At 64.4% G+C, this 19,513-nt stretch carries 18 protein-coding genes and 1 tRNA gene; 9 read left to right on the top strand and 10 right to left on the bottom strand.

The annotated features are described in order from the left end of the window. Positions 1-2: 2 nt before the first annotated feature. Positions 3-1,967: a MacB family efflux pump subunit gene (locus HU748_RS06240; protein ID WP_186719709.1), complete on the bottom strand. Its 1,965-nt coding sequence runs from the start codon at positions 1,965-1,967 to the stop codon at positions 3-5. Further along, positions 1,968-3,146 carry an efflux RND transporter periplasmic adaptor subunit gene (locus HU748_RS06235; RefSeq protein WP_186669636.1) on the bottom strand — a complete coding sequence of 393 codons (1,179 nt, stop codon included), beginning with the start codon at positions 3,144-3,146 and terminating at the stop codon, positions 1,968-1,970. 210 nt (positions 3,147-3,356) lie between these two features. Here HU748_RS06235 and HU748_RS06230 point away from each other — a divergent pair, with 210 nt between their 5' ends. The 3 genes from HU748_RS06230 to HU748_RS06220 all read left to right on the top strand — a co-directional run bounded on the left by HU748_RS06230 (position 3,357) and on the right by HU748_RS06220 (position 5,837). Beyond that, positions 3,357-3,833 (top strand): sigma-70 family RNA polymerase sigma factor, encoded by a 477-nt coding sequence (locus HU748_RS06230; RefSeq protein ID WP_186719818.1) that lies wholly within the window; start codon positions 3,357-3,359, stop codon positions 3,831-3,833. 153 nt (positions 3,834-3,986) lie between these two features. Beyond that, positions 3,987-4,472 carry a histidine kinase gene (locus tag HU748_RS06225; protein ID WP_186669635.1) on the top strand — a complete coding sequence of 162 codons (486 nt, stop codon included), beginning with the start codon at positions 3,987-3,989 and terminating at the stop codon, positions 4,470-4,472. Between the two features lie 54 nt (positions 4,473-4,526). Then, positions 4,527-5,837, top strand: coding sequence for an MFS transporter (locus HU748_RS06220; protein WP_186669634.1), 1,311 nt, complete (start codon positions 4,527-4,529; stop codon positions 5,835-5,837). A gap of 67 nt (positions 5,838-5,904) precedes the next feature. Here the strand turns inward: HU748_RS06220 and HU748_RS06215 are convergent, their stop codons facing one another. Together HU748_RS06215 and HU748_RS06210 are read right to left on the bottom strand one after the other, a co-directional pair. Beyond that, a complete protein-coding gene (locus HU748_RS06215) occupies positions 5,905-7,845 on the bottom strand; it encodes a methyl-accepting chemotaxis protein (protein WP_186719708.1) in 1,941 nt (646 codons plus the stop codon). A 217-nt stretch (positions 7,846-8,062) separates the two neighbouring features. Continuing rightward, on the bottom strand, positions 8,063-8,236 hold the full coding sequence (locus HU748_RS06210) for a PA1571 family protein (RefSeq protein ID WP_186669632.1): 174 nt from the start codon (positions 8,234-8,236) through the stop codon (positions 8,063-8,065). Between the two features lie 242 nt (positions 8,237-8,478). On the opposite strand from HU748_RS06210, the gene HU748_RS06205 reads away from it, so the two are divergent. Further along, the gene (locus HU748_RS06205; protein WP_186719707.1) at positions 8,479-10,248 is read left to right on the top strand and encodes an ABC transporter transmembrane domain-containing protein; all 1,770 of its coding nucleotides are present in this window, start codon (positions 8,479-8,481) and stop codon (positions 10,246-10,248) included. A gap of 57 nt (positions 10,249-10,305) precedes the next feature. On the opposite strand, the gene HU748_RS06200 is transcribed toward HU748_RS06205, so the two are convergent. Together HU748_RS06200 and HU748_RS06195 are read right to left on the bottom strand one after the other, a co-directional pair. Then, positions 10,306-10,382 (bottom strand) — tRNA-Pro (locus tag HU748_RS06200). 81 nt (positions 10,383-10,463) lie between these two features. Beyond that, complete coding sequence (locus tag HU748_RS06195; RefSeq protein ID WP_186669630.1) at positions 10,464-10,685, bottom strand: YgdI/YgdR family lipoprotein; 222 nt, start codon at positions 10,683-10,685, stop codon at positions 10,464-10,466. A 162-nt stretch (positions 10,686-10,847) separates the two neighbouring features. On the opposite strand from HU748_RS06195, the gene moaB reads away from it, so the two are divergent. Continuing rightward, complete coding sequence (moaB, locus tag HU748_RS06190) at positions 10,848-11,387, top strand: molybdenum cofactor biosynthesis protein B (RefSeq protein ID WP_186669628.1); 540 nt, start codon at positions 10,848-10,850, stop codon at positions 11,385-11,387. Beyond that, positions 11,371-12,597, top strand: a complete 1,227-nt coding sequence (gene glp / locus HU748_RS06185; protein WP_186719704.1) for a gephyrin-like molybdotransferase Glp — start codon at positions 11,371-11,373, stop codon at positions 12,595-12,597. Before moaB ends, glp begins: the two co-directional genes overlap by 17 nt. Here the strand turns inward: glp and HU748_RS06180 are convergent. Continuing rightward, positions 12,586-13,821 carry a glycosyltransferase family 4 protein gene (locus HU748_RS06180; RefSeq protein ID WP_186719703.1) on the bottom strand — a complete coding sequence of 412 codons (1,236 nt, stop codon included), beginning with the start codon at positions 13,819-13,821 and terminating at the stop codon, positions 12,586-12,588. The two genes, glp and HU748_RS06180, sit on opposite strands and share 12 nt — an antisense overlap. A gap of 182 nt (positions 13,822-14,003) precedes the next feature. Here HU748_RS06180 and yegS point away from each other — a divergent pair, with 182 nt between their 5' ends. Continuing rightward, the gene (gene yegS, locus HU748_RS06175) at positions 14,004-14,891 is read left to right on the top strand and encodes a lipid kinase YegS (RefSeq protein ID WP_186719701.1); all 888 of its coding nucleotides are present in this window, start codon (positions 14,004-14,006) and stop codon (positions 14,889-14,891) included. On the opposite strand, the gene HU748_RS06170 is transcribed toward yegS, so the two are convergent. From HU748_RS06170 to HU748_RS06160, 3 genes are all read right to left on the bottom strand, one after another. Further along, positions 14,875-15,531: a response regulator transcription factor gene (locus HU748_RS06170; RefSeq protein ID WP_186669624.1), complete on the bottom strand. Its 657-nt coding sequence runs from the start codon at positions 15,529-15,531 to the stop codon at positions 14,875-14,877. The genes yegS and HU748_RS06170 overlap by 17 nt on opposite strands. Continuing rightward, the gene (locus tag HU748_RS06165) at positions 15,524-16,417 is read right to left on the bottom strand and encodes a sensor histidine kinase (protein WP_186710456.1); all 894 of its coding nucleotides are present in this window, start codon (positions 16,415-16,417) and stop codon (positions 15,524-15,526) included. The genes HU748_RS06170 and HU748_RS06165 overlap by 8 nt, the downstream gene beginning before the upstream one ends. Positions 16,418-16,800: 383 nt before the next feature. Then, positions 16,801-17,322, bottom strand: coding sequence for a histidine kinase (locus tag HU748_RS06160; protein ID WP_238343292.1), 522 nt, complete (start codon positions 17,320-17,322; stop codon positions 16,801-16,803). 351 nt (positions 17,323-17,673) lie between these two features. On the opposite strand from HU748_RS06160, the gene HU748_RS06155 reads away from it, so the two are divergent. Next, positions 17,674-18,609, top strand: coding sequence for a chemotaxis protein CheV (locus tag HU748_RS06155; RefSeq protein WP_186669622.1), 936 nt, complete (start codon positions 17,674-17,676; stop codon positions 18,607-18,609). 63 nt (positions 18,610-18,672) lie between these two features. Then, entirely contained in the window at positions 18,673-19,476 is an 804-nt protein-coding gene (locus tag HU748_RS06150) for an MOSC domain-containing protein (protein WP_186669621.1), read from the top strand. Positions 19,477-19,513: the final 37 nt, after the last annotated feature.

Raw genomic sequence — 19,513 nt, 5'->3', positions numbered from 1 at the left:
GGCTACACGCTGGTAAGGGCTTTGACCGGGTCGAGTCGGGCGGCTTTGCGCGCCGGCATGAAGCCGAACACGACACCGGTGATCACGGCGCAGGCAAAGGCGCCGAGGATGGCAGGCAAGGCGAAGGCCACGGCGATATCGGCCAGCAGCAGGGCGCCTCCGATGGTCAGGGCCAGGGCGATACCGGTCACGCCGCCGACCATCGACAGCATCACCGCCTCGGTGAGGAACTGGCGCAGGATGTCGCGCTGACGAGCACCGGTGGCCATGCGGATACCGATCTCGCGAGTACGTTCACGCACGGTCATGAGCATGATGTTCATCACCCCGATACCGCCGACCAGCAGCGAGATGGCGGCAATCGCGCCGAGCATCAGCGACAGGCTGTTCTGCGTGCGCGCCTCGGCCTGGATCAGCGCTGCGTCGTTGGTCAGGTCGAAATCCTGCTTGCCCTGGTGACGCTTGCGCATCAGGTGGGCGATGGCCGCTTCGGTCTCCGACACTCGGCTTGAGTCGGCGGCGGTGATGATCACGTATTCGGGATCGTGCTTGCCGAACAGGCGCATGGAGGCTGCCGAGTAGGGCACCACGATGCGCTCGTCGCTGTCCTGGTTGCCGGAGCTTGCGCCTTTGGCGGCGAGCACGCCGACGATCTGGAAGGGCACGTTCTCGATCAGCAGGTACTGGCCCAGCGGGTTGCTGCCGGGAGGCAGGAGCTTTTCCTTGACCTTCTGGCCAATCACCGCCACGGCGGCACCGCTGCGCTCGTCGGCGTCGGTGAACAGGCTGCCTTCGACCACCGGCCAGTTGAGGATGTGCGGGAATTCGGTGTTGTTGCCCCCCACGTAGAACGACTGGTTGTTGTTGCCGTGGCGAACCATCAGCTCGCCGCCGATCACCGGCATGATGCGCTGCACCTGGGGCAGGCCGGCGATGGCGGCGACGTCGTCGAGGGAAACAAGGCCCGCCGCTTCGCGGGAGGTGGCGTGCTTGCCGCTCAGATAGAGGATGTTGGAGCCGAAGGCGGCCATCTGCGCCATCACCTGGCGCTTGCTGCCTTCGCCGACGGCGAGCATCACCACCACCGAGGCCACGCCGATGACGATGCCGAGCAGGGTCAGGGCGGTGCGGAAGCGGTTGATCCACATGACCCGCCAGGCCGCCTGCAGCGATTCGACCAGCTCGCCTTTCCAGGCGCCGCGCAGGCTGGCGCCGCGGTCCAGGCGCTGGCGCAGATCATCGGCCTGCAAGCCAGGTGTGGGCGCAGCGGGCGGGCGTTCGGCGGCCGAGTCGCTGATGATCGCGCCGTCGCGGATCTCGATGATCCGCCGCGCCCGCGCCGCCACCTCACGGTCGTGGGTGATGAGGATGATCACATGACCTTGGCTGGCCAGTTCGTCCAGCAGGCTCATGACCTCGGCGCCGCTGTGGCTGTCGAGGGCGCCGGTGGGCTCGTCGGCGAGAATGATGTGGCCGCCATTCATCAGGGCGCGGGCGATCGACACCCGTTGCTGCTGGCCTCCGGACAGCTGGTGGGGGCGGTTGCCGGTGCGGCTGGCCAGGCCCAGGCGTTCGAGCAGCGCGGCGGCGCGGGCATGGCGTTCGGTTGCAGGTGTACCGGCGTAGATCGCCGGCATCTCGACGTTCTCCTGGGCCGAGCCTGAGGGTATCAGGTGATAGCCCTGGAACACGAAGCCGAAGGCCTCGCGGCGCAGCCAGGCCAGTTCGTCGCTGTCGAGTTCGGCGACGTCACGGCCAGCGAAGCGATAGCTGCCACGGGAGGGGCGGTCGAGGCAGCCCAGGATGTTCATCAGGGTGGATTTGCCGGAGCCGGAGGCACCCACGATGGCGACGAACTCGCCCGGCTGGATGCTCAGGCTGATGCCACGCAGCACCTGGACCTCGGGCGAGTCGATGCCGCCGTAGACCTTGTGGATGTCATCGAGCTCGATCAGCGGTGCGTTCATTCAGCCTCCGCTGGCGCGTGGTGCGCCGATGACCAGTTGCTCGCCTTCACTGAGGCCGTCGAGGATCTGCACCCGCAGGCGATCGCTCAAGCCGGTGCGTACCTGGCGCTGTACGACCTTGCCGTTACGGGTCAGGACCTGTGCCAGGCGCATGCCTTCGGTGGGCGCGTCGTCCAGCGCCGCCAACGGTGCGGTGAGCACCTGGCTGGCCTGGCCTGCGACGAAGAACACCTGGGTGGTCATCTCGGCCATCAGGGCGCCGTCAGGGTTGTCCACGTCCAGCAGTACGGTGTACTGCACCACCTTGCTGCCGGTGGTGCCACTGCTGGCGCTGGCCGGGCTGCCGCCGCCCTGGCTGGTCTGGTCGAGCGGCTTGGGCGGGATCGGCAGGATCTGGCGCACGGTGCTGGTCCAGCGGCGCTTGCCACCGGCCAGTGTCGTGAAGTAGGCCGTCATGCCAGGCTTGACCTGGCCGATGTCGGCCTCCGAAACCTGGGCCCAGACGGTCATCGGCGACAGCCGGGCAATGCGCAGGATCAGCGGGGTCTGCTGCTGGGCGTTGAGGGTCTGGCCCTCGCGTGCGTCCACCGCCACCACGGTGCCGTCCATCGGTGCGTAGATCCGTGTGTAGCCCAGTTCAGCCTCGTCGCTGCGCAGGCTGGCCTGGGCCTGGCGGATCTGCGCCTGGTACATGTCGATGCGTGCCTGGGTCACCTTGAGCTGCGCCTGGGCCTGCTGGACATCCTCCTGACGCGTGGCGCCGGCACTGGCCAGCTCGTGCTGGCGCTGAAACTGCTGCTGGGCGAGCAGGTATTGGGCGCGCTGTTCGGCAAGCTGGGCCTTGAGGTTCTCGATCGAGTAGCGCCCGGCGTCCAGGCGTGCCTGTTGAGTGGAGGGGTCGATCTCCACCAGCAGTTGGCCCTTGCGCACTTCATCGCCAACTTCCACGTGCAGTTTGCGGATCTGCCCGGACGCCTGGGCGCCGACATCCACGTAGCGACGGGGTTGCAGAGTGCCAAGGGCGGTGACGCTGCTTTCGATGTCGCCGCGGGTGACCTGTACGGTGCTGACCGGCAGAGTGCCCAAGGGCAGGGCTTTCCAGGCCAGCAGGCTGCCCAGCGCGATCAGGCCCAGGCCGCCGAGAACGAGGCGGCGACGGAGTGTGGATGTACGTCTCATGCAGACTTCCAGCCAGGGATGAGGAGCGTGTCGCGCCTTTCAGGGCACGCACGGAGGTCACAGTTAGACGAACGCTGGGGAAATGGATTTAGCCGCAGGCGAGGGGTGTGTTGCTGAGAATGGTTGTAATTTGTAAGATGACACGCTGATATCACTGATGCGTATTTTCAATCGCATTGACGTTGCCCAACGGGAGAGGCAAGGGCCGTGGTGGAACATTACTATCGCGAACTGGTGAGTTTCCTCTCCTCGCGTCTGGGCAGCCGGCACGCGGCAGAGGATGTCGCCCATGACGCCTGCCTGCGCCTGCTCGAGCGCGGCGGTCACCCGCCGATCGAGCGACCCCGTTCCTTCCTCTACCGCACGGCGCTGAACCTGGTGATCGACCGGCACCGGCGTCAGACGGTGCGCCAGTCCGAGCCGCTGGATGTGCTGGACAACGACGAGCGCTGGCATAGCCCGGCACCGCCCCATCTGCTGCACCTCAATGAGCGCCTGGAGCTGGTTCAGCGTGCACTGGACGAGTTGAGCGCACCGTGTCGCGAGAGTTTCCTGCTGCGCAAGCTCGAGGGCCTGTCGCATCCGCAGATCGCCGAGCGCCTCGGGGTTTCGCAGAGCGTGGTGGAAAAGCACATCGTCAATGCCATGAAGCACTGTCGCTTGCGCATGCGTCAGTGGGAGCAGTGAAAAGCCCGTGGAACAGGGGTGAAAAATCCCTGTGCAGCGCCTTGATTTATCGTCGGTTCCCGACAACTATCTAGAGAGAGACCCGTCATTGCCCGCACAGGCGCAGCAAGGCCTGGCAGTGTCTCTGACCACCTTGTCGCCAGGGTCCGGACCATGCCGAACAAGTCCATGCGCATCCTCATCGCCGACGAGCATCCCGGCCAGCGCTTGCAACTGGAGCGCATGCTCAATGGCCTGGGCTACTACCGGATCGCCCCGGTGGAAAGCTTCGAAGACCTGCAGCGCCTGGTGCAGAGTGCATTGCACCCGTTCCAGCTATTGGTGGGCAACATCGAGCTGGGCAGCCATGCAGGCGTCGACCTGGCCCGTTTCTGCCGCGTCAGCCCGCAGATCCAGCATGTGCTGCTGTACCACTCCCAGCATCTGAAAGTGCCGAGCATCGCGCAGAGCGAACGCCGGGCGGTCAGTGTCAGCCTGCCCAAGGTGCCCGATAGCGAGGCACTGGAATCGTTCATGGCGATCATCGACACCCCGCAGGTGCTGGGGCAGGTTGCACTGCCGTCCGGGCTTGCCGGCGGCGCGGGCTATTCCTGGCGGCGGATGAACTTCTCGCACAACGCTTTCAGCCGTTCCAGCTGAGACGCATCGGCATTTGCTATCCTCTTGCCCTTTGCCGATCTGCGGAACCCAGAAATGACTGCCATCGATACCGCCCGCGCGCCTCGTTTCAGCCGCGGCGATCACCGTACCCTGGGCCTTGCGGCCCTTGGCGGCGCGCTGGAGATCTACGATTTCATCATCTTCGTGTTCTTCGCCCTGACCCTAAGCCAGCTGTTCTTCCCGCCACAGATGCCGGAATGGCTGCGCCTGCTGCAGAGCTTCGGGATCTTCGTCACCGGTTACCTGGCACGCCCTCTGGGCGGCATCCTCATGGCGCACTTCGCCGACCATCTCGGGCGCAAGCGCGTATTCAGCTTGAGCATCCTGATGATGGCCCTGCCGTGCCTGTTGATCGGGGTGATGCCGACCTACGCCGACATCGGCTACGCCGCGCCTCTGCTGCTGCTGGCCCTGCGCATCCTGCAGGGCGCCGCGGTCGGCGGTGAGGTGCCCAGCGCCTGGACCTTCGTTGCCGAGCACGCGCCTCCGGGGCGTCGCGGCTACGCCCTGGGCTTCCTGCAGGCGGGGCTGACCTTCGGTTACCTGCTTGGAGCGCTGGTCGCCACCTTGCTGGCGCGGCTCTACACCCCGCAGGAAATTCTCGACTTCGCCTGGCGTTATCCCTTCCTGCTGGGTGGGGTGTTCGGCGTGTTCGGTGTCTGGCTGCGCCGTTGGCTGAGCGAGACGCCGGTGTTTCTTGCCCTGCGTGAGCGCCAGACGCCGCCCGTGGCATTTCCGCTGCGCACTGTTCTCACTGGCCACCGCGCTTCGCTGATCCCGGCTGCGCTGTTGACGTGCGTGCTGACCTCTGCGGTGGTGGTGCTGGTGGTGATCACCCCGACGGTCATGCAGCAGCGTTTCGGGATCGATGCCGGGCATACCTTTGCGCTCAGCAGCGTAGGCATCGTCTTTCTCAATATCGGCTGTGTACTGGCGGGGCTTCTGGTCGATCGCATCGGTGCCTGGCGTGCGGTGATGATCTACAGCCTGTTGCTGCCGCTGGGGATCGGCGTGTTGTACGCCAGCCTGGTGGGGCAGTGGGGCTTGACCTGGGCGGCCTATGCGCTGGCCGGGTTGTCCTGTGGCGTGGTGGGGGTGGTGCCTTCGGTGATGGTCGGGCTGTTCCCGGCACAGATCCGCGTGTCAGGCATCTCCTTCACTTACAACCTGGCCTATGCGCTGTGGGCCAGTACAACGCCCCTGGCGCTGATTGCCCTGATGCCGTGGAGCCCCTGGGTGTGCGTGGGGTTCTGCCTGATCATGGGCGTGGTCGGGGCCTTGACCAGCGTCTTCTACGCCCAGACCACGCCCCTGTGTGCCGAGGAGCGTGCGGTCGGTTGCTGAGTGTGCAGGAGCGGGTTGACCCGCGAAAAAGACACCGCGCTGCCTGGCCGCCGCCCCACAAGGACGGTCAGGACTTGAAGCGTCCGACCAGCCCGTTCAGCTCTTCCGACAACTGCGACAACCTCCCCGAATCCGATTGCGCCGAGCTGGCCAGGCCTTCCACCAGCCTTGCCTCGTCGTAGATCTGCTGGATGTGCCGGTTGATCTCCTCGGCCACGCTGTGCTGCTCTTCGGCGGCTGCCGAGATCTGCAGGTTCTGATCGCGGATCTCGTTCACCGACAGCTGGATGCCCTCGAAGCTGTCCCGCGCGCGTGCGATCGAAGACACGCTGGCTCGCGACAGGTCCAGGCAGCTTTCCATCTTCTGCGACACTTCCTGGGTCTTGTTGCCCAGGGTGTTGAGCAGTTGGTCGATCTCGCCGGTGGAGTCGGCGGTACGCTTGGCCAGGGCCCGTACTTCGTCGGCGACCACGGCGAAACCGCGGCCTTGATCGCCCGCGCGGGCGGCCTCGATCGCTGCGTTCAGTGCCAGCAGGTTGGTCTGCTCGGCGATGGCGCGGATGGTGCCGAGGATCTGGTTGATGTTGCGGCTGCCTTCCTCGAGCTCGACCATCGCCTGCGACGACTCGCTCAGGCGGCTACCCAGGCGATTGACGTTGTCGGTGGTCAGCTCGATCTGCTGCTTGCCCTCGGCGACGCGGTGATGGCCGTTTTCTGCGGCGTCGGCCGCGCTGCTGCAGGAGCGTGCGACTTCGTTGGCGGTGGCGACCATCTCGTTGAAGGCAGTGGACACCAGTTCCACGGCTTCACGCTGGCGCCCTGCGGCTTCGTTCATGTTACCGGCCAGTTCGCTGTTGGCCCGCGATGCTTCGTGCAGGTTGCCCGAAGCGGCGCCGATGCGCTGGATGAGTTGGCGGATCGCCGCGAGGAACTTGTTGAACCAGCCGGCCAGCTCGGCGGTTTCATCCTTGCCCTGGATCACCAGGTCCTGGCGCAGGTCGCCTTCGCCCTGGGCGATCTGCTGCAAGCCGGTGCTGACTTGGCCGATGGGCTTGACGATGACCCGCGAGAACGCGGCTGCAACCAGGGCGAAGACCAGTGCCAGCACCAGTACGATGATGGCGGTGAGGTAGGTCATGTGGGTGGCGGCGCCCATCACTTCGCTGTACTCGATCAGGCCGACGAAGCGCCAGCCCAGGCCTGGCGAGGTCCAGACATTGGCCATGTAGCGCACCCCCTCGATCACCACCTCGGTGGATCCTTGTTCGGTGGCTGCCAGTTGTGCATACGGCTCGCCAAGGTCCTTCAGTTGCTTGAAGCCATGGCTGGCATCGCGTGGATCAACCAGCACGGTGCCGTTCTCGATCAGCATCACATATCCGCTCTTGCCCAGCTTGATGCTCTTGACCAGTTCGGTGAGGTTCTTCAGCGACACGCTGACCACGAACACGCCCTTGGGCTTGCCGCTGGCATCGTTGAGCGTGCGCGCGGTGCCGACCAGGGCGACGTCGTCCTTGTCGTAGTAGTAGGCGGCGGTGCGCACGGTCTTGCCCGGAGTAGCCATGGCGGCCTTGTACCAAGGACGCGCGCGTGGATCGTAGCTGGCCAGCTTCGGGTCATCCGGCCACTTGGCGTAGGTGCCGTCCTCAAGGCCGATGGAGATGATGGCTGCCGCCGGATGGGTAGCGCCATAGCGGGCAAAGGCGTCGATGACCTGCTGGGTGGCTGCAGGCAGGGGGTGGCTGGCAGCGTCGGCGGAGGTGTAATCCTTGAGTGTACTCACTGATGTGTATACAGGATCTGTCGCCATTTGTTCTACGTTTTGTAGCGTGCCATCGAAGAACTGACGCATGTTGCCGTCGATCTGGCGAATTTCACGGGTGCTGCCGTCGAGGAACTGATCCACCGCCTCGGCGCGGATGTTAACCACAGAAATCACGCCGACCAGGGCTACCGGGATGAAAGCCACCAATACGAACGCAAGCACCAGCTTGTTTTTTATCTTCATCGGGACGAACCATTCGTGGGAGTGAAAAGCAGGAGGGCCATTTCGCATGCGTAGTGGCTATCTGCTATTTATCCTGTTTCGGCGCGTCACGGGAAAATCTTTAGTGCATAGTTCGTGTACAAAAAAATAAATGATTGTTCTGGTTCTGCGAGGCGGCCCAAGGCGCAGCAACGAAAAACCCGGCGCAAGCGCCGGGTTGTAAGGGATTCATTGGCTTTCAAGCCTTGCGGACTTTCTCCACCCGGCTCTCCTCGAGCTCCTTGCAGGCCTTCTGGATCATCTGCTCGGTGATCGGGACCTCACGGCCCTGGGCATCGATGATCGAGCCACACACCTGGGGCTTCGGGGGCTGGGCGCTTTTTACGGTGTCGCTGCTATGTTGCAAGCTCATTTCCTGTCTCCTCATCAGGTTGCAAGCTCAGGGTAACCACTCGCCGTGACTGACCTGTGACAGCTCCTTCGGCATCACGACAGGCACAGTGCAACAGAAAGTGCGGTAAAGCTCCAGTGACAGGTTAGACCGATAAGCTATAGCCACTGGCCCTACCGAACTGCGACCCCTCGGCAGCTGCAGGCGTTCCACCCAGGCAGATGAATGGTAGTCTGCAGGTTTCCCGCTCACCGGTCCGTGCCATGTCCGATCCCCTTTCCTCCCGCCAGCGCCGCGCCTTGGGCCTGGCCTGGCAATTCGCGCGTCCCTACCGCCGGCAGGCCATGCTTGCCTTGCTTGCACTGATCGTCACGGCAGCCATCACCCTGTCCATGGGCCAGGGCATTCGCCTGCTGGTGGACCAGGGGTTCATGACCGGTTCTGCGCACCAGCTCAACCAGACGATTGCGCTGTTCATGGTGCTGGTGCTGGCCCTGGCGGTTGGAACCTTCAGCCGCTTCTACCTGGTGTCGTGGATTGGCGAGCGCTGCGTCGCCGACATTCGCCGTGCCGTGTTCGATCACTTGATCGGGCTGCATCCGGGGTTTTTCGAGGATAACCGCAGCTCGGAGATCCAGTCGCGCCTGACCGCCGACACGACGTTGCTGCAATCGGTGATCGGCTCGTCGCTGTCGATGTTCCTGCGTAATGCGCTGATGGTGCTGGGCGGGGTGGTGTTGCTGTTCGTCACCAATCCCAAGTTGACCAGTATCGTGGTGCTGGCCTTGCCGCTGGTGCTGTCGCCGATCCTGCTGTTCGGCCGGCGGGTGCGCAGCCTGTCACGCCAGAGCCAGGACAGGGTCGCTGACGTCGGCAGCTACGTCGCCGAAACACTGGGGCAGATCAAGACGGTGCAGGCCTACAACCATCAGGCTCACGATCGCCAGTTGTTCACCGACACCGTCGAGGCGGCTTTCGATGTGGCGCGCCAGCGCATTGCCCAGCGGGCCTGGTTGATCACCGTCGTGATCGTTCTGGTCCTGGGCGCCGTGGCAGTGATGCTCTGGGTGGGCGGCATGGATGTGATTGCCGGGCGCATCTCCGGGGGCGAGCTGGCCGCGTTCGTGTTCTACAGCCTGATCGTCGGCAGTGCCGTGGGCACCTTGAGCGAAGTGATTGGCGAGTTGCAGCGGGCTGCCGGGGCCGCCGAGCGTATTGCCGAATTGCTCGCGGCAAGCAGCGCGATCGTACCGCCGTCGCAGCCTTCGACACTGCCGGGCGCGCGGGCCAACGGGCAGATCGAGTTGCGCGATGTGCACTTCGCCTATCCATCACGTCCGTCGGTGGCGGCCATCGATGGCCTGAGCCTGGTCATCGCACCTGGGCAGACAGTGGCGTTGGTGGGGCCGTCTGGGGCGGGCAAGTCGACGCTGTTCGACCTGCTACTGCGTTTTCACGACCCGCAGGCGGGCAGTATTCTGCTCGACGGACAGCCGATAGCAGCGCTCGACCCCGACGACCTGCGTCGCCAGTTCGCCCTTGTGGCGCAGAACCCTGCGCTGTTTCGCGGCACGGTCGAGGCGAATATCCGCTACGGAAGGCCGCAGGCGAGTGCCGCCCAGGTCGAGGCCGCGGCGCGCAGTGCCCATGCTCACGAATTCATCCAGCAATTGACCCAGGGCTACCAGACGCTGCTGGGCGAGGGTGGCATCGGTCTGTCGGGTGGGCAGCGCCAGCGCCTGGCGATTGCCCGGGCGCTGCTGGTGGATGCACCGGTGCTGTTGCTCGACGAGGCCACCAGCGCGCTCGACGCGCAGAGCGAGCACCTGATCCAGCAGGCCTTGCCGCAGTTGATGGCCGGGCGTACCACCTTGGTGATCGCCCACAGGTTGGCGACCGTGCAGCATGCCGATCGCATTGCGGTGATCGACAAGGGCAAGGTGGTTGCTGTCGGCAGTCATCGCCAGCTGGTCGAGGAGAACCCGCTCTATGCCAGGTTGGCGGCGCTGCAGTTCGCTGCAGGCAGCGCCTGAATCGCGATCAGGCAGGCACGAAAAAGCCCGCGCTGAGGCGGGCTTTTTCGAAGGATCTGGTCGGAGAGACAGGATTCGAACCTGCGGCCTTCTCGTCCCGAACGAGACGCGCTACCTGGCTGCGCTACACTCCGATTTCGAAAATCCTACTGCATCGTATTTTTGAACGCAAGCCCTTGTTGTTAAAAGGCCGTTAGCTCAAAACGAGGTGCAGATCAGAGCTCCTTGACGGTGCGAATCTGATCCTTGTTGATGCGTGTACGCTTGCCATCGAGTTGTTCGAATTCGTAGAAGCCGGAGTCTTCGTCGTAGGAAGGTTTGTCCACGGCCTGAATCTCGCGGCCGTCGTTCAAGGTGATGACGGTTGGCGAAGCGCAACCGGCGAGGGTGGCCAGGCCCAGGGCGAGCAGGAAGGCGGGAATTGTCCGTTGGATCATCGTGTTTCTCCAGTGCGATGGTGCTTGATGACGTTATGACGCGAGGCGTCCTTGCAAAGTTCCTCGCATAGTCGAGCATAGCGGCAATCAGTGGGCATTGACCAAGAACAAGGCTGCCTTGTGATATAACTGGCGCATTCTTTCCTCCTGCGACGGACCCCCATGAAAGCCAAGGCAGATACCCCCTTCGTGCCGTTGAACATTGCCGTGCTGACGGTCAGCGACACCCGTACCTTCGACACCGACACTTCCGGGCAGATGTTCGTCGATCGCCTCAGCGCCGCAGGCCACCGCCTGGCCGAACGGGTGCTGCTCAAGGATGACCTCTACAAGATCCGCGCCCAGGTCGCCACCTGGATCGCCGACGACCTGGTACAGGTGGTGCTGATCACCGGCGGCACTGGCTTCACTGGCCGCGACAGCACCCCCGAGGCCGTCGCTTGCCTGTTGGACAAGCAAGTCGATGGCTTCGGCGAGCTGTTCCGGCAGATCTCGGTGCCGGACATCGGCACCTCTACCGTGCAGTCGCGTGCCCTTGCGGGCCTGGCCAACGGCACCCTGGTGTGCTGCCTGCCCGGCTCGACCAATGCGGTGCGCACTGGCTGGGACGGCATCCTCGCCGAGCAGCTCGATGCCCGCCATCGCCCCTGCAATTTCGTCGCGCACCTGAAGCAGTCGCAGGCCTGTGACAGCCGTGGCTGAGACGGCGCCGAGCCGGCCGTTGATGCCGGTGGAAGAGGCCCTCGAGCGCCTGTTGGCACTGGCCGAGGCGGCGCCGATCGACGAAGTCGAGGTGGTCGCGCTGGCCGATGCCGAAGGGCGGGTGCTGGCCAACGATCTGTTCGCCACGCTCGACCTGCCGCCTTGGCCCAACAGTGCCATGGACGGCTACGCCCTGCGCCTGGCTGACTGGCAGGGCGAGCCCCTGGCGGTCAGCCAGCGCATCTTCGCAGGGCATGCGCCGCAGCGGTTGCAGCCAGGCACCTGTGCACGCATCTTTACCGGCGCCCCCCTGCCCGAAGGCGCCGACTGTGTCGAAATGCAGGAAAACGCCGAAGTGCTGGACGATGGCCGCGTACGTTTTCTCGAGGCGCTGGCGCCGCAACAGAACGTGCGCCCCAAGGGCCAGGAAACCCGCGCTGGCGAGCAGGTGATGGCTGCCGGCACATTGTTGGGCCCGATCGAACTGGGCCTTGCCGCCACCTTGGGCCACGGCCAGCTTCAGGTGCGGCGCCGGGTGCGGGTCGCGGTGTTGTCGACCGGTGACGAGTTGGTCGAGCCGGGGTTGCCGCTGGGCCCCGGGCAGATCTACAACAGCAACCGCCGACTGCTGGTCAGTTGGCTGCAGCGTATGGGCTGCGAAGTCATCGATGCGGGCATCCTCGCCGATGACCTGGTGTTGACCCGCCAGTGCCTGGCCAACCTGGGCGATGTCGACCTGATCCTGTCTACTGGCGGTGTGTCGGTGGGGGAAGCCGACTATCTGGGGATGGCTCTGCGCGAAGCTGGCGAGCTGGCACTGTGGAAGCTGGCGATCAAGCCGGGCAAGCCGCTGACCTTCGGCCACTTCCGCGGCGTGCCGGTGATCGGCCTGCCGGGTAACCCGGCGTCCACCTTGGTCACCTTCGCCTTGCTGACACGTCCCTACTTGCTGCGTCGCCTGGGTGTCCAGCAGGTCACGCCGCTGCGCTTCGATGTGCCGGCTGGTTTCGACTGGCCCAAGCCAGGCAATCGCCGCGAATACCTGCGCGCGCGGATCGAGGGTGGGCAGGTACGCATCTACTCGAACCAGAGCTCGGGCGTACTGCGCAGCGCAGCCTGGGCAGACGGGCTGGTCGAGGTGCGCGAGGGCAGTACGGTGAGCCCGGGCGATAGCGTGGCATTCATCCCGTTCAGCGAGCTACTTGGCTAGCATCCCGCCGAGCGGCGTGGTCTGCGCCGGGGCCAGTTGAGTCAGGCGCATGTGCACGTTCTCCAGTTGCTGGGCGGCAACGCTCCAGTCATGGCGCTGCCGGGCGAACTGTCGCCCGGCTTCCCCCAGTTGGGTCATGCGCCACGGCTGGTTGAGCAATTGGGTCAGCAGCAGCGCCAGCTGGCTGCCGTCGTCACTGCCCAGGTAGTGTTCGCCATTGTTCACCGCCAGGCCCGAAGCGCCTTTGCTGGTGGTGATCACCGGCAGCCCGGCGGCCATCGCTTCGAGAATCTTCACCTTCGACCCTCCGGCATAGCGCAGCGGCGCGAAGAACAGTGCCGAACGCCGTTGCACTTCGCGAAGGTCGGGGCGGTAGCCAAGCCATTCGATGCGTGGGTCGTTCCAGTGCAGTTTCCAGTGCGCGGGCAGGGCATGCCCGGCAATGGCCAGGCGCACTGCAGGATTGCTCTGCCAGACCTGGGGCAGGATGTCTTCCAGTGCCCACTCGATGGCTTCCAGGTTCGCGCCGTATTCGAAATTGCCCACGAACAACAGGCGCTGACTGTGCAGGGCCGGTTGCACATGCTGGTAGTGATCGCAATCGACGCCGTTGACCACCACGTTCACCGCCCGCCCGCTGATCTGCCCGATCAGCTCGGCGTCGTGCGGGCTGACCGCCACGACTTCGTTGGGCTGGCGCAGCACGCGCTGCTCCCAGCGCCGGTAGCGCCAGCGATCGAACGCGTTGAGCGGGCGTAACCACAAGGGCAGGCGATCGTGGCAGGCTGCGCCCATCACTGACTCGAGGGTGTGTTCGCTGAGCAGGTAGGGCAAGCCGCGCCGTTGCAGGGCCTTCTCGAAGGGCTGAAAGGCATAGCTGTGTTCGATCTGGATGACATCCCACGGCTCGTCCAGCAATTGCTCGAAGCGGTGCCGAAGGCAGGGCGCCAGGCCATTGATGATGGCGCGCATGGGGTAGTCGATGATGGGCGAGGCGAGCAGGTTGAGCGGGCTCTGCACGGGGCGCCGGGGCAACACGATCAAGCGTTCGAGCAGTGGTTCGAGGGCCTGTCGCGCAGGATCGGACAGTGGCACCTTGGACTGCACCAGCAAGGTGATGCGATGGCCGTGATGTGCCAGTTCGCGCAGCAGGTGGTACTGGCGGGTCTTGCTGCCGCTGGTAGTGGGCCAGGGCAGATAGGGCAATGTCCAGAGAATACGCATGACCGCTCCTGTCAGGTGAGGGCTGCACAAGGGTCAATAATCTGACTGTGTGGCGGGGCTCTCTTAAGCGTAGCCAAGTATTTGTCGAATGATGGCCTGGGTTGAATTTTGCGCCGCCGTGCAGCAATTGCCGGTTGCCTGTGGTCGAGATTGGAGTTGGCGTCTTATACGGAGAATCTCGGATGCGCGGGCACAAGGCGATGTTGATCCTGCATGGCAAGCAGGCCATGAACGAAGAGGTGCGCAGCGCCGTGGGCGTGCGACGCGAGCGTGGGCAGGTACTGGATGTGCGTCTGACCTGGGAAGCAGGTGATGCCCGGCGCCTGGTCGAAGAAGCCCTGGCGGCCGGTTACACGCAGGTGGTGGCCGGCGGTGGCGACGGCACCCTGCGCGATATCGCCGAGGCCATGGCCCAGGCGCAGGCCAACGCCAGCCTGGCCCTGTTGCCGCTGGGCACTGCCAACGATTTTGCCCGCGCCGCCGGGGTGCCATTGGAGCCGGCCGCCGCCTTGGCCTTGCTGGATGTGCCGGCCCGGCCCATCGACCTGGGGCGGGTAGGTGAGCAGATGTTCTTCAACATGGCCACCGGTGGCTTTGGCAGCCAGGTGACGGCCCATACGTCCGAAGACTTGAAGAAGGTACTGGGTGGGGCGGCCTACCTGTTCACCGGGCTGTCGCGCTTCAGTGAGTTGCAGGCCGCATCGGCGGCCCTGCACGGGCCGGATTTCCACTGGCAGGGGCAGTTGCTGGCGTTGGCCATCGGCAACGGTCGCCAGGCGGGCGGCGGCCACGTGCTGTGCCCCGAGGCGCTGGCCGATGACGGCTTGCTGGAGGTCGCGATTCTGCCTGCACCCGAGGCGATGGTGGGCGCATTGCGCGACTTGCTGACGGGCGAAGAACTGTTCGTGCGGGCGCGCCTGCCGTGGGTCGAGATCGGCCAGGCCGAGGGCTTGGATATCAACCTGGACGGAGAGCCGTTGCAGGCCGGTAGCCTGCGTTTCGAGGCAGCGCCGGGTGCCCTGCGGGTGCACCTGCCCGCAGACTCGCCGGTGCTCAGTCGTCCAGGCTGATGATCTTCTCGCGTACGGCGAACAGCACCAGGCCTGCGACATCGTAGATCTGCAGGCGCTTCATGATCTGCGAGCGATGGGTTTCAACGGTCTTGATCGACAGCCCCAAGCCTGCGGCGATCTCGCGGGTGGATTTGCCACGCACGATCAGGCGCAGGATTTCCAGTTGCCGGGCGGTGAGATTGTGGCGATCGCTGCTTGGCTGTTTGTTCGCCTGAGCGCGCAGCAGGGCCTGGTTGATCACCGTGTGGGCGATGGCCGGGCTGAGGTAGCGCTCGCCGTTGCGCAAGGCGGCCAGGGCGTGCTCCAGCTCGTTGGCGGTGGTGTCCTTGAGCAGGTAGCCGTGGGCGCCGCTTTCGAGGGCTCGCATGATCAGGTCGGGGTCGGTGTGCATCGACAGGATCAGCACCTTGCAGGTGCAACCGTTTGCGCGCAACTGCGTCAGGGCGTCGAGGCCGTTGGTCGAGCGCATCGAGATGTCCAGCAGGACGATGTCGGGGGACAGGCGCTGGACCATCTCCAGCAGGTGCTGGCCGTCATCGGCTTCACCGACCACGGTGTAGCCGGGAATATCCGACACCAGCGCGCGGACGCCGGCACGAATCAGCGAATGGTCGTCGATCAGCAGCAGTCTAATCATCGGTGGCGGGTGTCCTGGCACGTTCCTGGCTGCGTGCAGGCCAGGGGAACAGTGCTTCTATCCGGGTGCCGGCACCGGGCTGGCTGGTCACGCTCAGGGTGCCTTGCAGGGCGGTGGCCCGTTCCTGCATGCCGGCCATGCCGCGTTGCCCGGCCTCGCCCGGTTTGCTGTTCGGCACGAAGCCTTGGCCGTCATCGATGATCGACAGCAGCAACCCGGCTGGGGTGCGTTGCAGGCTGATCAGCAAATTGCGCGCCTGGGCATGGCGCAGCACGTTAGTGACCGCTTCCTGGGTGATGCGAAAGGCAGCCATGGTCACTTCGTCGGAGATGCCGCCCAGGCGCTGGTTGCACTCCAGGCTCCAGTGCACCTCGCTGTTCTCGAGGGCGCGCAGCAGGTGCGCGCGCAGGCTGGCTTCCAGGCCCAGGCTGGCGAGCTGCCGTGGGTTGAGCAACGCCGAGACGTCACGCACGTTGCCCAGGGTGTCGTCGAGGGTCTTGCGCAGGGTATCGCACTGCGCCTGCAGCGGTGCAGGCACCCGACGTTGCAACCAGTCGAGCTGAAGCTTGGCGGCGGTGAGCAATTGGCCGATGTCATCGTGCAGCTCGCGGCTCAGGTGCTGACGCTCGCTTTCCTGGACCTTGAGCATGCGGTCGGCCAGCTCTGCCGGCAGCAGGTTGATCGACCTGGCGCGACGGCGCAGGTGCCAGCCGGCCCCGAGCAGGGCAGCCAGCTGCAGCGCCAGGGCACCGGCCGACAAAGGTTGCCCGTTGCTGTAGAGCACCAGGTTGGTGACCAGCGATGCCACGCACAACACGGCGGTCGCCCCACGCAGCAAGGCGGTGCGAGAGCGACAACACAGGGAAATCTTCAAGCGTGGGAGCATAGATAGGAAAGCCACTGAATTATTGCCGGCGCAGGTCGCCAATCTCTCTGGAGAATCGTGAGTGTCCTGCCTTTCAACCAAAAACGAGCCCTGTTGTAATCGTTGAAGAGCCGTTGGGCGTTCGTTCATTTGCGCGCATGGTATCACTTCGAGTTGGTTTGGTCCCGGCTGGTTAGTTGCCTGGAATCAAGGTAATTCCGAGGCATGACAGTGGGGTGTAGCGCTCGGTAAGTGGCAATAAGCCATTATCGTTTGAAAAGGCAGGAACTTCCAAATTCAACTAACGGGGCGAGGCTGCAGGAACTAGACAGAACTTGTACAACTTGCCAGCTAGTTGTGTGTTTGGAGCTGGCCAGTTAGACGAGTTACGCAGGGCCACATCGCTAATCTTTACGAGTTGATGTGGCGTAGGTGTGCTTGGGCTCGATGTGAATGTTGAGCAGTTGGGCATGCACGCAGTGGCGCTCGTTCTCCTCGCACAGGGCACAGGCGTGGGGGAGTGGTTGATCCAGCACGTCGGCCAGGGTGACCAGCAGCAGGTGCTGCTCGCTGCTGTCCAGGTTCAGGTGTCCGGTGCGGGCATCGACCAGTTCCAGTTGCCAGGCCAGCAGTGTCAGGCAGTCGGCCAGTGCCGGTAGCGCGCCCAGCGGCAGGTTGCGACTGGTGCAGCCAGGCGCCAGCAAGCGGTGCAGGGTTGAGGCGTAATGGGCGATCTCGAGCACGCCCGAGGCGTCGGCTCGACGGGCGAGGGTGTCGAGGGCTTCGCTCAGGCAATGGCAGGCGTCAGCGTCGTTGCTGATCAGCTCCAGGTGTTGCAGGCACTCCTGTGACTCGTTCAGCAGGACCTGCGCATCCAGCAGGAAATCCTGAAGGATCGCGGTATTCAAGAGCGCCCGTTCCATCATGAAACTCCAACACGCTGGGTTGGAGCAGGGGTTGGCCACACCGAGATGTTCGCTGACAAGAGCCTGACTCCGTTCATGCAGTGAGAATGGCGTCACATTAATGGCTAATGGATATTGCGAATATCAGGTTGCTCCCGATTGCTCCTAGGGGTTTCCCTGATGAGGTCTCAGTGGCGGTGATACGTCCGCAGCGCGGCGGATGGGGAGGGATGTGGCAGCAGTAAAGCATGATGGTAAAGTGATATCAATCGCCGCCCGGGCATTTTTCTGCAGGGGTCAAGCTCCGGCAGATTGTGCCGATACAGGGCGGATGTATCCACTTTTTCCGGCTCAGAGCCAGGGGGTTGCGCAATGGCTGGCATTCTCGACACGGTAGATCAACGCACGCAATTGGTAGGCGAGAACCGCCTGGAAATCCTCATGTTCCGCCTGGCGGGGCGGCAGCTGTTCGCGATCAACGTGTTCAAGGTGCAGGAGGTGCTGCAACTGCCCAAGCTGACCCTGATGCCGCAGCGCCACACCTTCGTCTGTGGCGTGGTCAACCTGCGCGGCCAGACCCTGCCGGTGATTGACCTGTCCCAGGCGATCGGCATGCGGCCGCTGCAGCCAGGGCCGGACAGCACCATCATCGTCACCGAGTACAATCGCTCGGTACAGGCTTTCCTGGTCGGCGGGGTCGATCGCATCGTCAACATGAACTGGGAAGCTATCATGCCGCCGCCCACCAGCGCCGGCCGCCAGCATTACCTGACCGCGATCACCAAGGTCGACGAGAAACTGGTGGAGATCATCGACGTGGAGAAGGTGCTGGCCGAGATCGTGCCCTACAGCGCCAAGGTCTCCCGCGACAAGCTCGAAGACCCGGTACTGGCCCGTGCCCGCGGTCGTGAAGTGCTGCTGGTGGACGACTCCAGCGTGGCCCTGGCCCAGCTGCGTGACACCTTGTCGCAGCTGGGTGTGAAGCTGCACATCGCCAGTGATGGCCTGAAGGCGCTGCGCATGCTCAAGGGCTGGGCCGATGCCGGCGAAGACGTCTGCGAAAAGCTGCTGATGATCTTCACCGATGCCGAAATGCCAGAGATGGATGGTTACCGCCTGACCACCGAGATCCGCAATGACCCACGTCTGCGCGGGCTGTACGTAGTGCTGCACACGTCGCTGTCGGGCAGCTTCAACGAGTCGATGGTGAAGAAGGTCGGCTGCGACAACTTCCTCTCCAAGTTCCAGCCGGACCGCCTGGTGGATGTGGTGCGCGAGCGCCTGTCGCTCGATCACGTGGCAGTCTGATACCTGCACAGGCCGCGTGGTGGGTATAAGCTTGGCTTTTCGACTGGCACGAGGCGGGCGGGGATGTTTCTGAGTGCGTTGTATCGGTATCCGGTGAAGTCTTGTCAGGCGCAGAGCCTGGGCGAGTCGAAGGTGGATGCCATGGGGCTGTCGGGCGACCGGCGCTGGATGGTGGTCGAGCAGGACACCGGGCGCTTCCTTACCCAGCGCGCCTGGCCGCAATTGGGGCGGCTCACGGCCACCTGTGGCGATGGGGAGAGCCTGCTGCTGGAAACCCCCGGGCAGGCGCCGCTGAGGGTCAAGGTGCCGGGTGCCGATGACGACCTGCGCGGCGTGACCATCTGGCGCGACACCTTGCGCGTGCCCGACGCCGGCGACGAGGCCGCGGCGTGGCTCAGCCAGATGCTCGGCAAGGCGGTACGTCTGGTGCACTGCCCGCAGCAGCGGGCACGCTATCTGCCCAGCGGCTATGGGCTCAACAGTGACCGCGCGGCCTTCCCCGACGGCTTTCCTTTATTGCTGATCGGCCAGGGCTCGCTCGATGAGCTCAATCGGCGCATCGGCCGGCCAATGCAGATGCTGCGTTTTCGCCCCAACCTGGTGGTCGAGGGTGCCGAGGCGTTTGCCGAAGATGGCTGGAAGCGCATCCGTATCGGCGACATGACCCTGCGGGTGCTCAAGCCCAGCGTACGCTGCATCCTCACCACCCTCGATCCGCAGACGGGTGAGCGCAGTGGCGACCGGGAGCCGTTGACCACCCTCAAGACCTTCCGCGAGCGGGAAGGGGATGTGCTGTTCGGGCAGAACCTGGCGGTCGATGGCAGCGGGCGACTTGAAGTCGGCATGCCGGTCGAGGTACTCGAGTAACCGACGGCTGGCGCAGGCGACGAAACGCGGGGTGAGG

Origin of the sequence: Pseudomonas sp. RW3S2 (assembly GCF_014268955.1) — a bacterium.
GTDB classification, from domain to species: domain Bacteria; phylum Pseudomonadota; class Gammaproteobacteria; order Pseudomonadales; family Pseudomonadaceae; genus Aquipseudomonas; species Aquipseudomonas wayambapalatensis.
The sequence above is the reverse complement of the archived record's forward strand: the minus strand, read 5'-3'. Positions and strand labels throughout refer to the sequence as shown.

Coding starts and splice junctions, on each gene's coding strand:
- HU748_RS06240 (WP_186719709.1), bottom strand. CDS start 1,967: ATGAACGCACCGCTGATCGAGCTCGATGACATCCACAAGGTCTACGGC.
- HU748_RS06235 (WP_186669636.1), bottom strand. CDS start 3,146: ATGAGACGTACATCCACACTCCGTCGCCGCCTCGTTCTCGGCGGCCTG.
- HU748_RS06225 (WP_186669635.1), top strand. CDS start 3,987: ATGCCGAACAAGTCCATGCGCATCCTCATCGCCGACGAGCATCCCGGC.
- HU748_RS06220 (WP_186669634.1), top strand. CDS start 4,527: ATGACTGCCATCGATACCGCCCGCGCGCCTCGTTTCAGCCGCGGCGAT.
- HU748_RS06215 (WP_186719708.1), bottom strand. CDS start 7,845: ATGAAGATAAAAAACAAGCTGGTGCTTGCGTTCGTATTGGTGGCTTTC.
- HU748_RS06210 (WP_186669632.1), bottom strand. CDS start 8,236: ATGAGCTTGCAACATAGCAGCGACACCGTAAAAAGCGCCCAGCCCCCG.
- HU748_RS06205 (WP_186719707.1), top strand. CDS start 8,479: ATGTCCGATCCCCTTTCCTCCCGCCAGCGCCGCGCCTTGGGCCTGGCC.
- HU748_RS06195 (WP_186669630.1), bottom strand. CDS start 10,685: ATGATCCAACGGACAATTCCCGCCTTCCTGCTCGCCCTGGGCCTGGCC.
- moaB (WP_186669628.1), top strand. CDS start 10,848: ATGAAAGCCAAGGCAGATACCCCCTTCGTGCCGTTGAACATTGCCGTG.
- HU748_RS06180 (WP_186719703.1), bottom strand. CDS start 13,821: ATGCGTATTCTCTGGACATTGCCCTATCTGCCCTGGCCCACTACCAGC.
- yegS (WP_186719701.1), top strand. CDS start 14,004: ATGCGCGGGCACAAGGCGATGTTGATCCTGCATGGCAAGCAGGCCATG.
- HU748_RS06170 (WP_186669624.1), bottom strand. CDS start 15,531: ATGATTAGACTGCTGCTGATCGACGACCATTCGCTGATTCGTGCCGGC.
- HU748_RS06165 (WP_186710456.1), bottom strand. CDS start 16,417: ATGCTCCCACGCTTGAAGATTTCCCTGTGTTGTCGCTCTCGCACCGCC.
- HU748_RS06160 (WP_238343292.1), bottom strand. CDS start 17,322: ATGATGGAACGGGCGCTCTTGAATACCGCGATCCTTCAGGATTTCCTG.
- HU748_RS06155 (WP_186669622.1), top strand. CDS start 17,674: ATGGCTGGCATTCTCGACACGGTAGATCAACGCACGCAATTGGTAGGC.
- HU748_RS06150 (WP_186669621.1), top strand. CDS start 18,673: ATGTTTCTGAGTGCGTTGTATCGGTATCCGGTGAAGTCTTGTCAGGCG.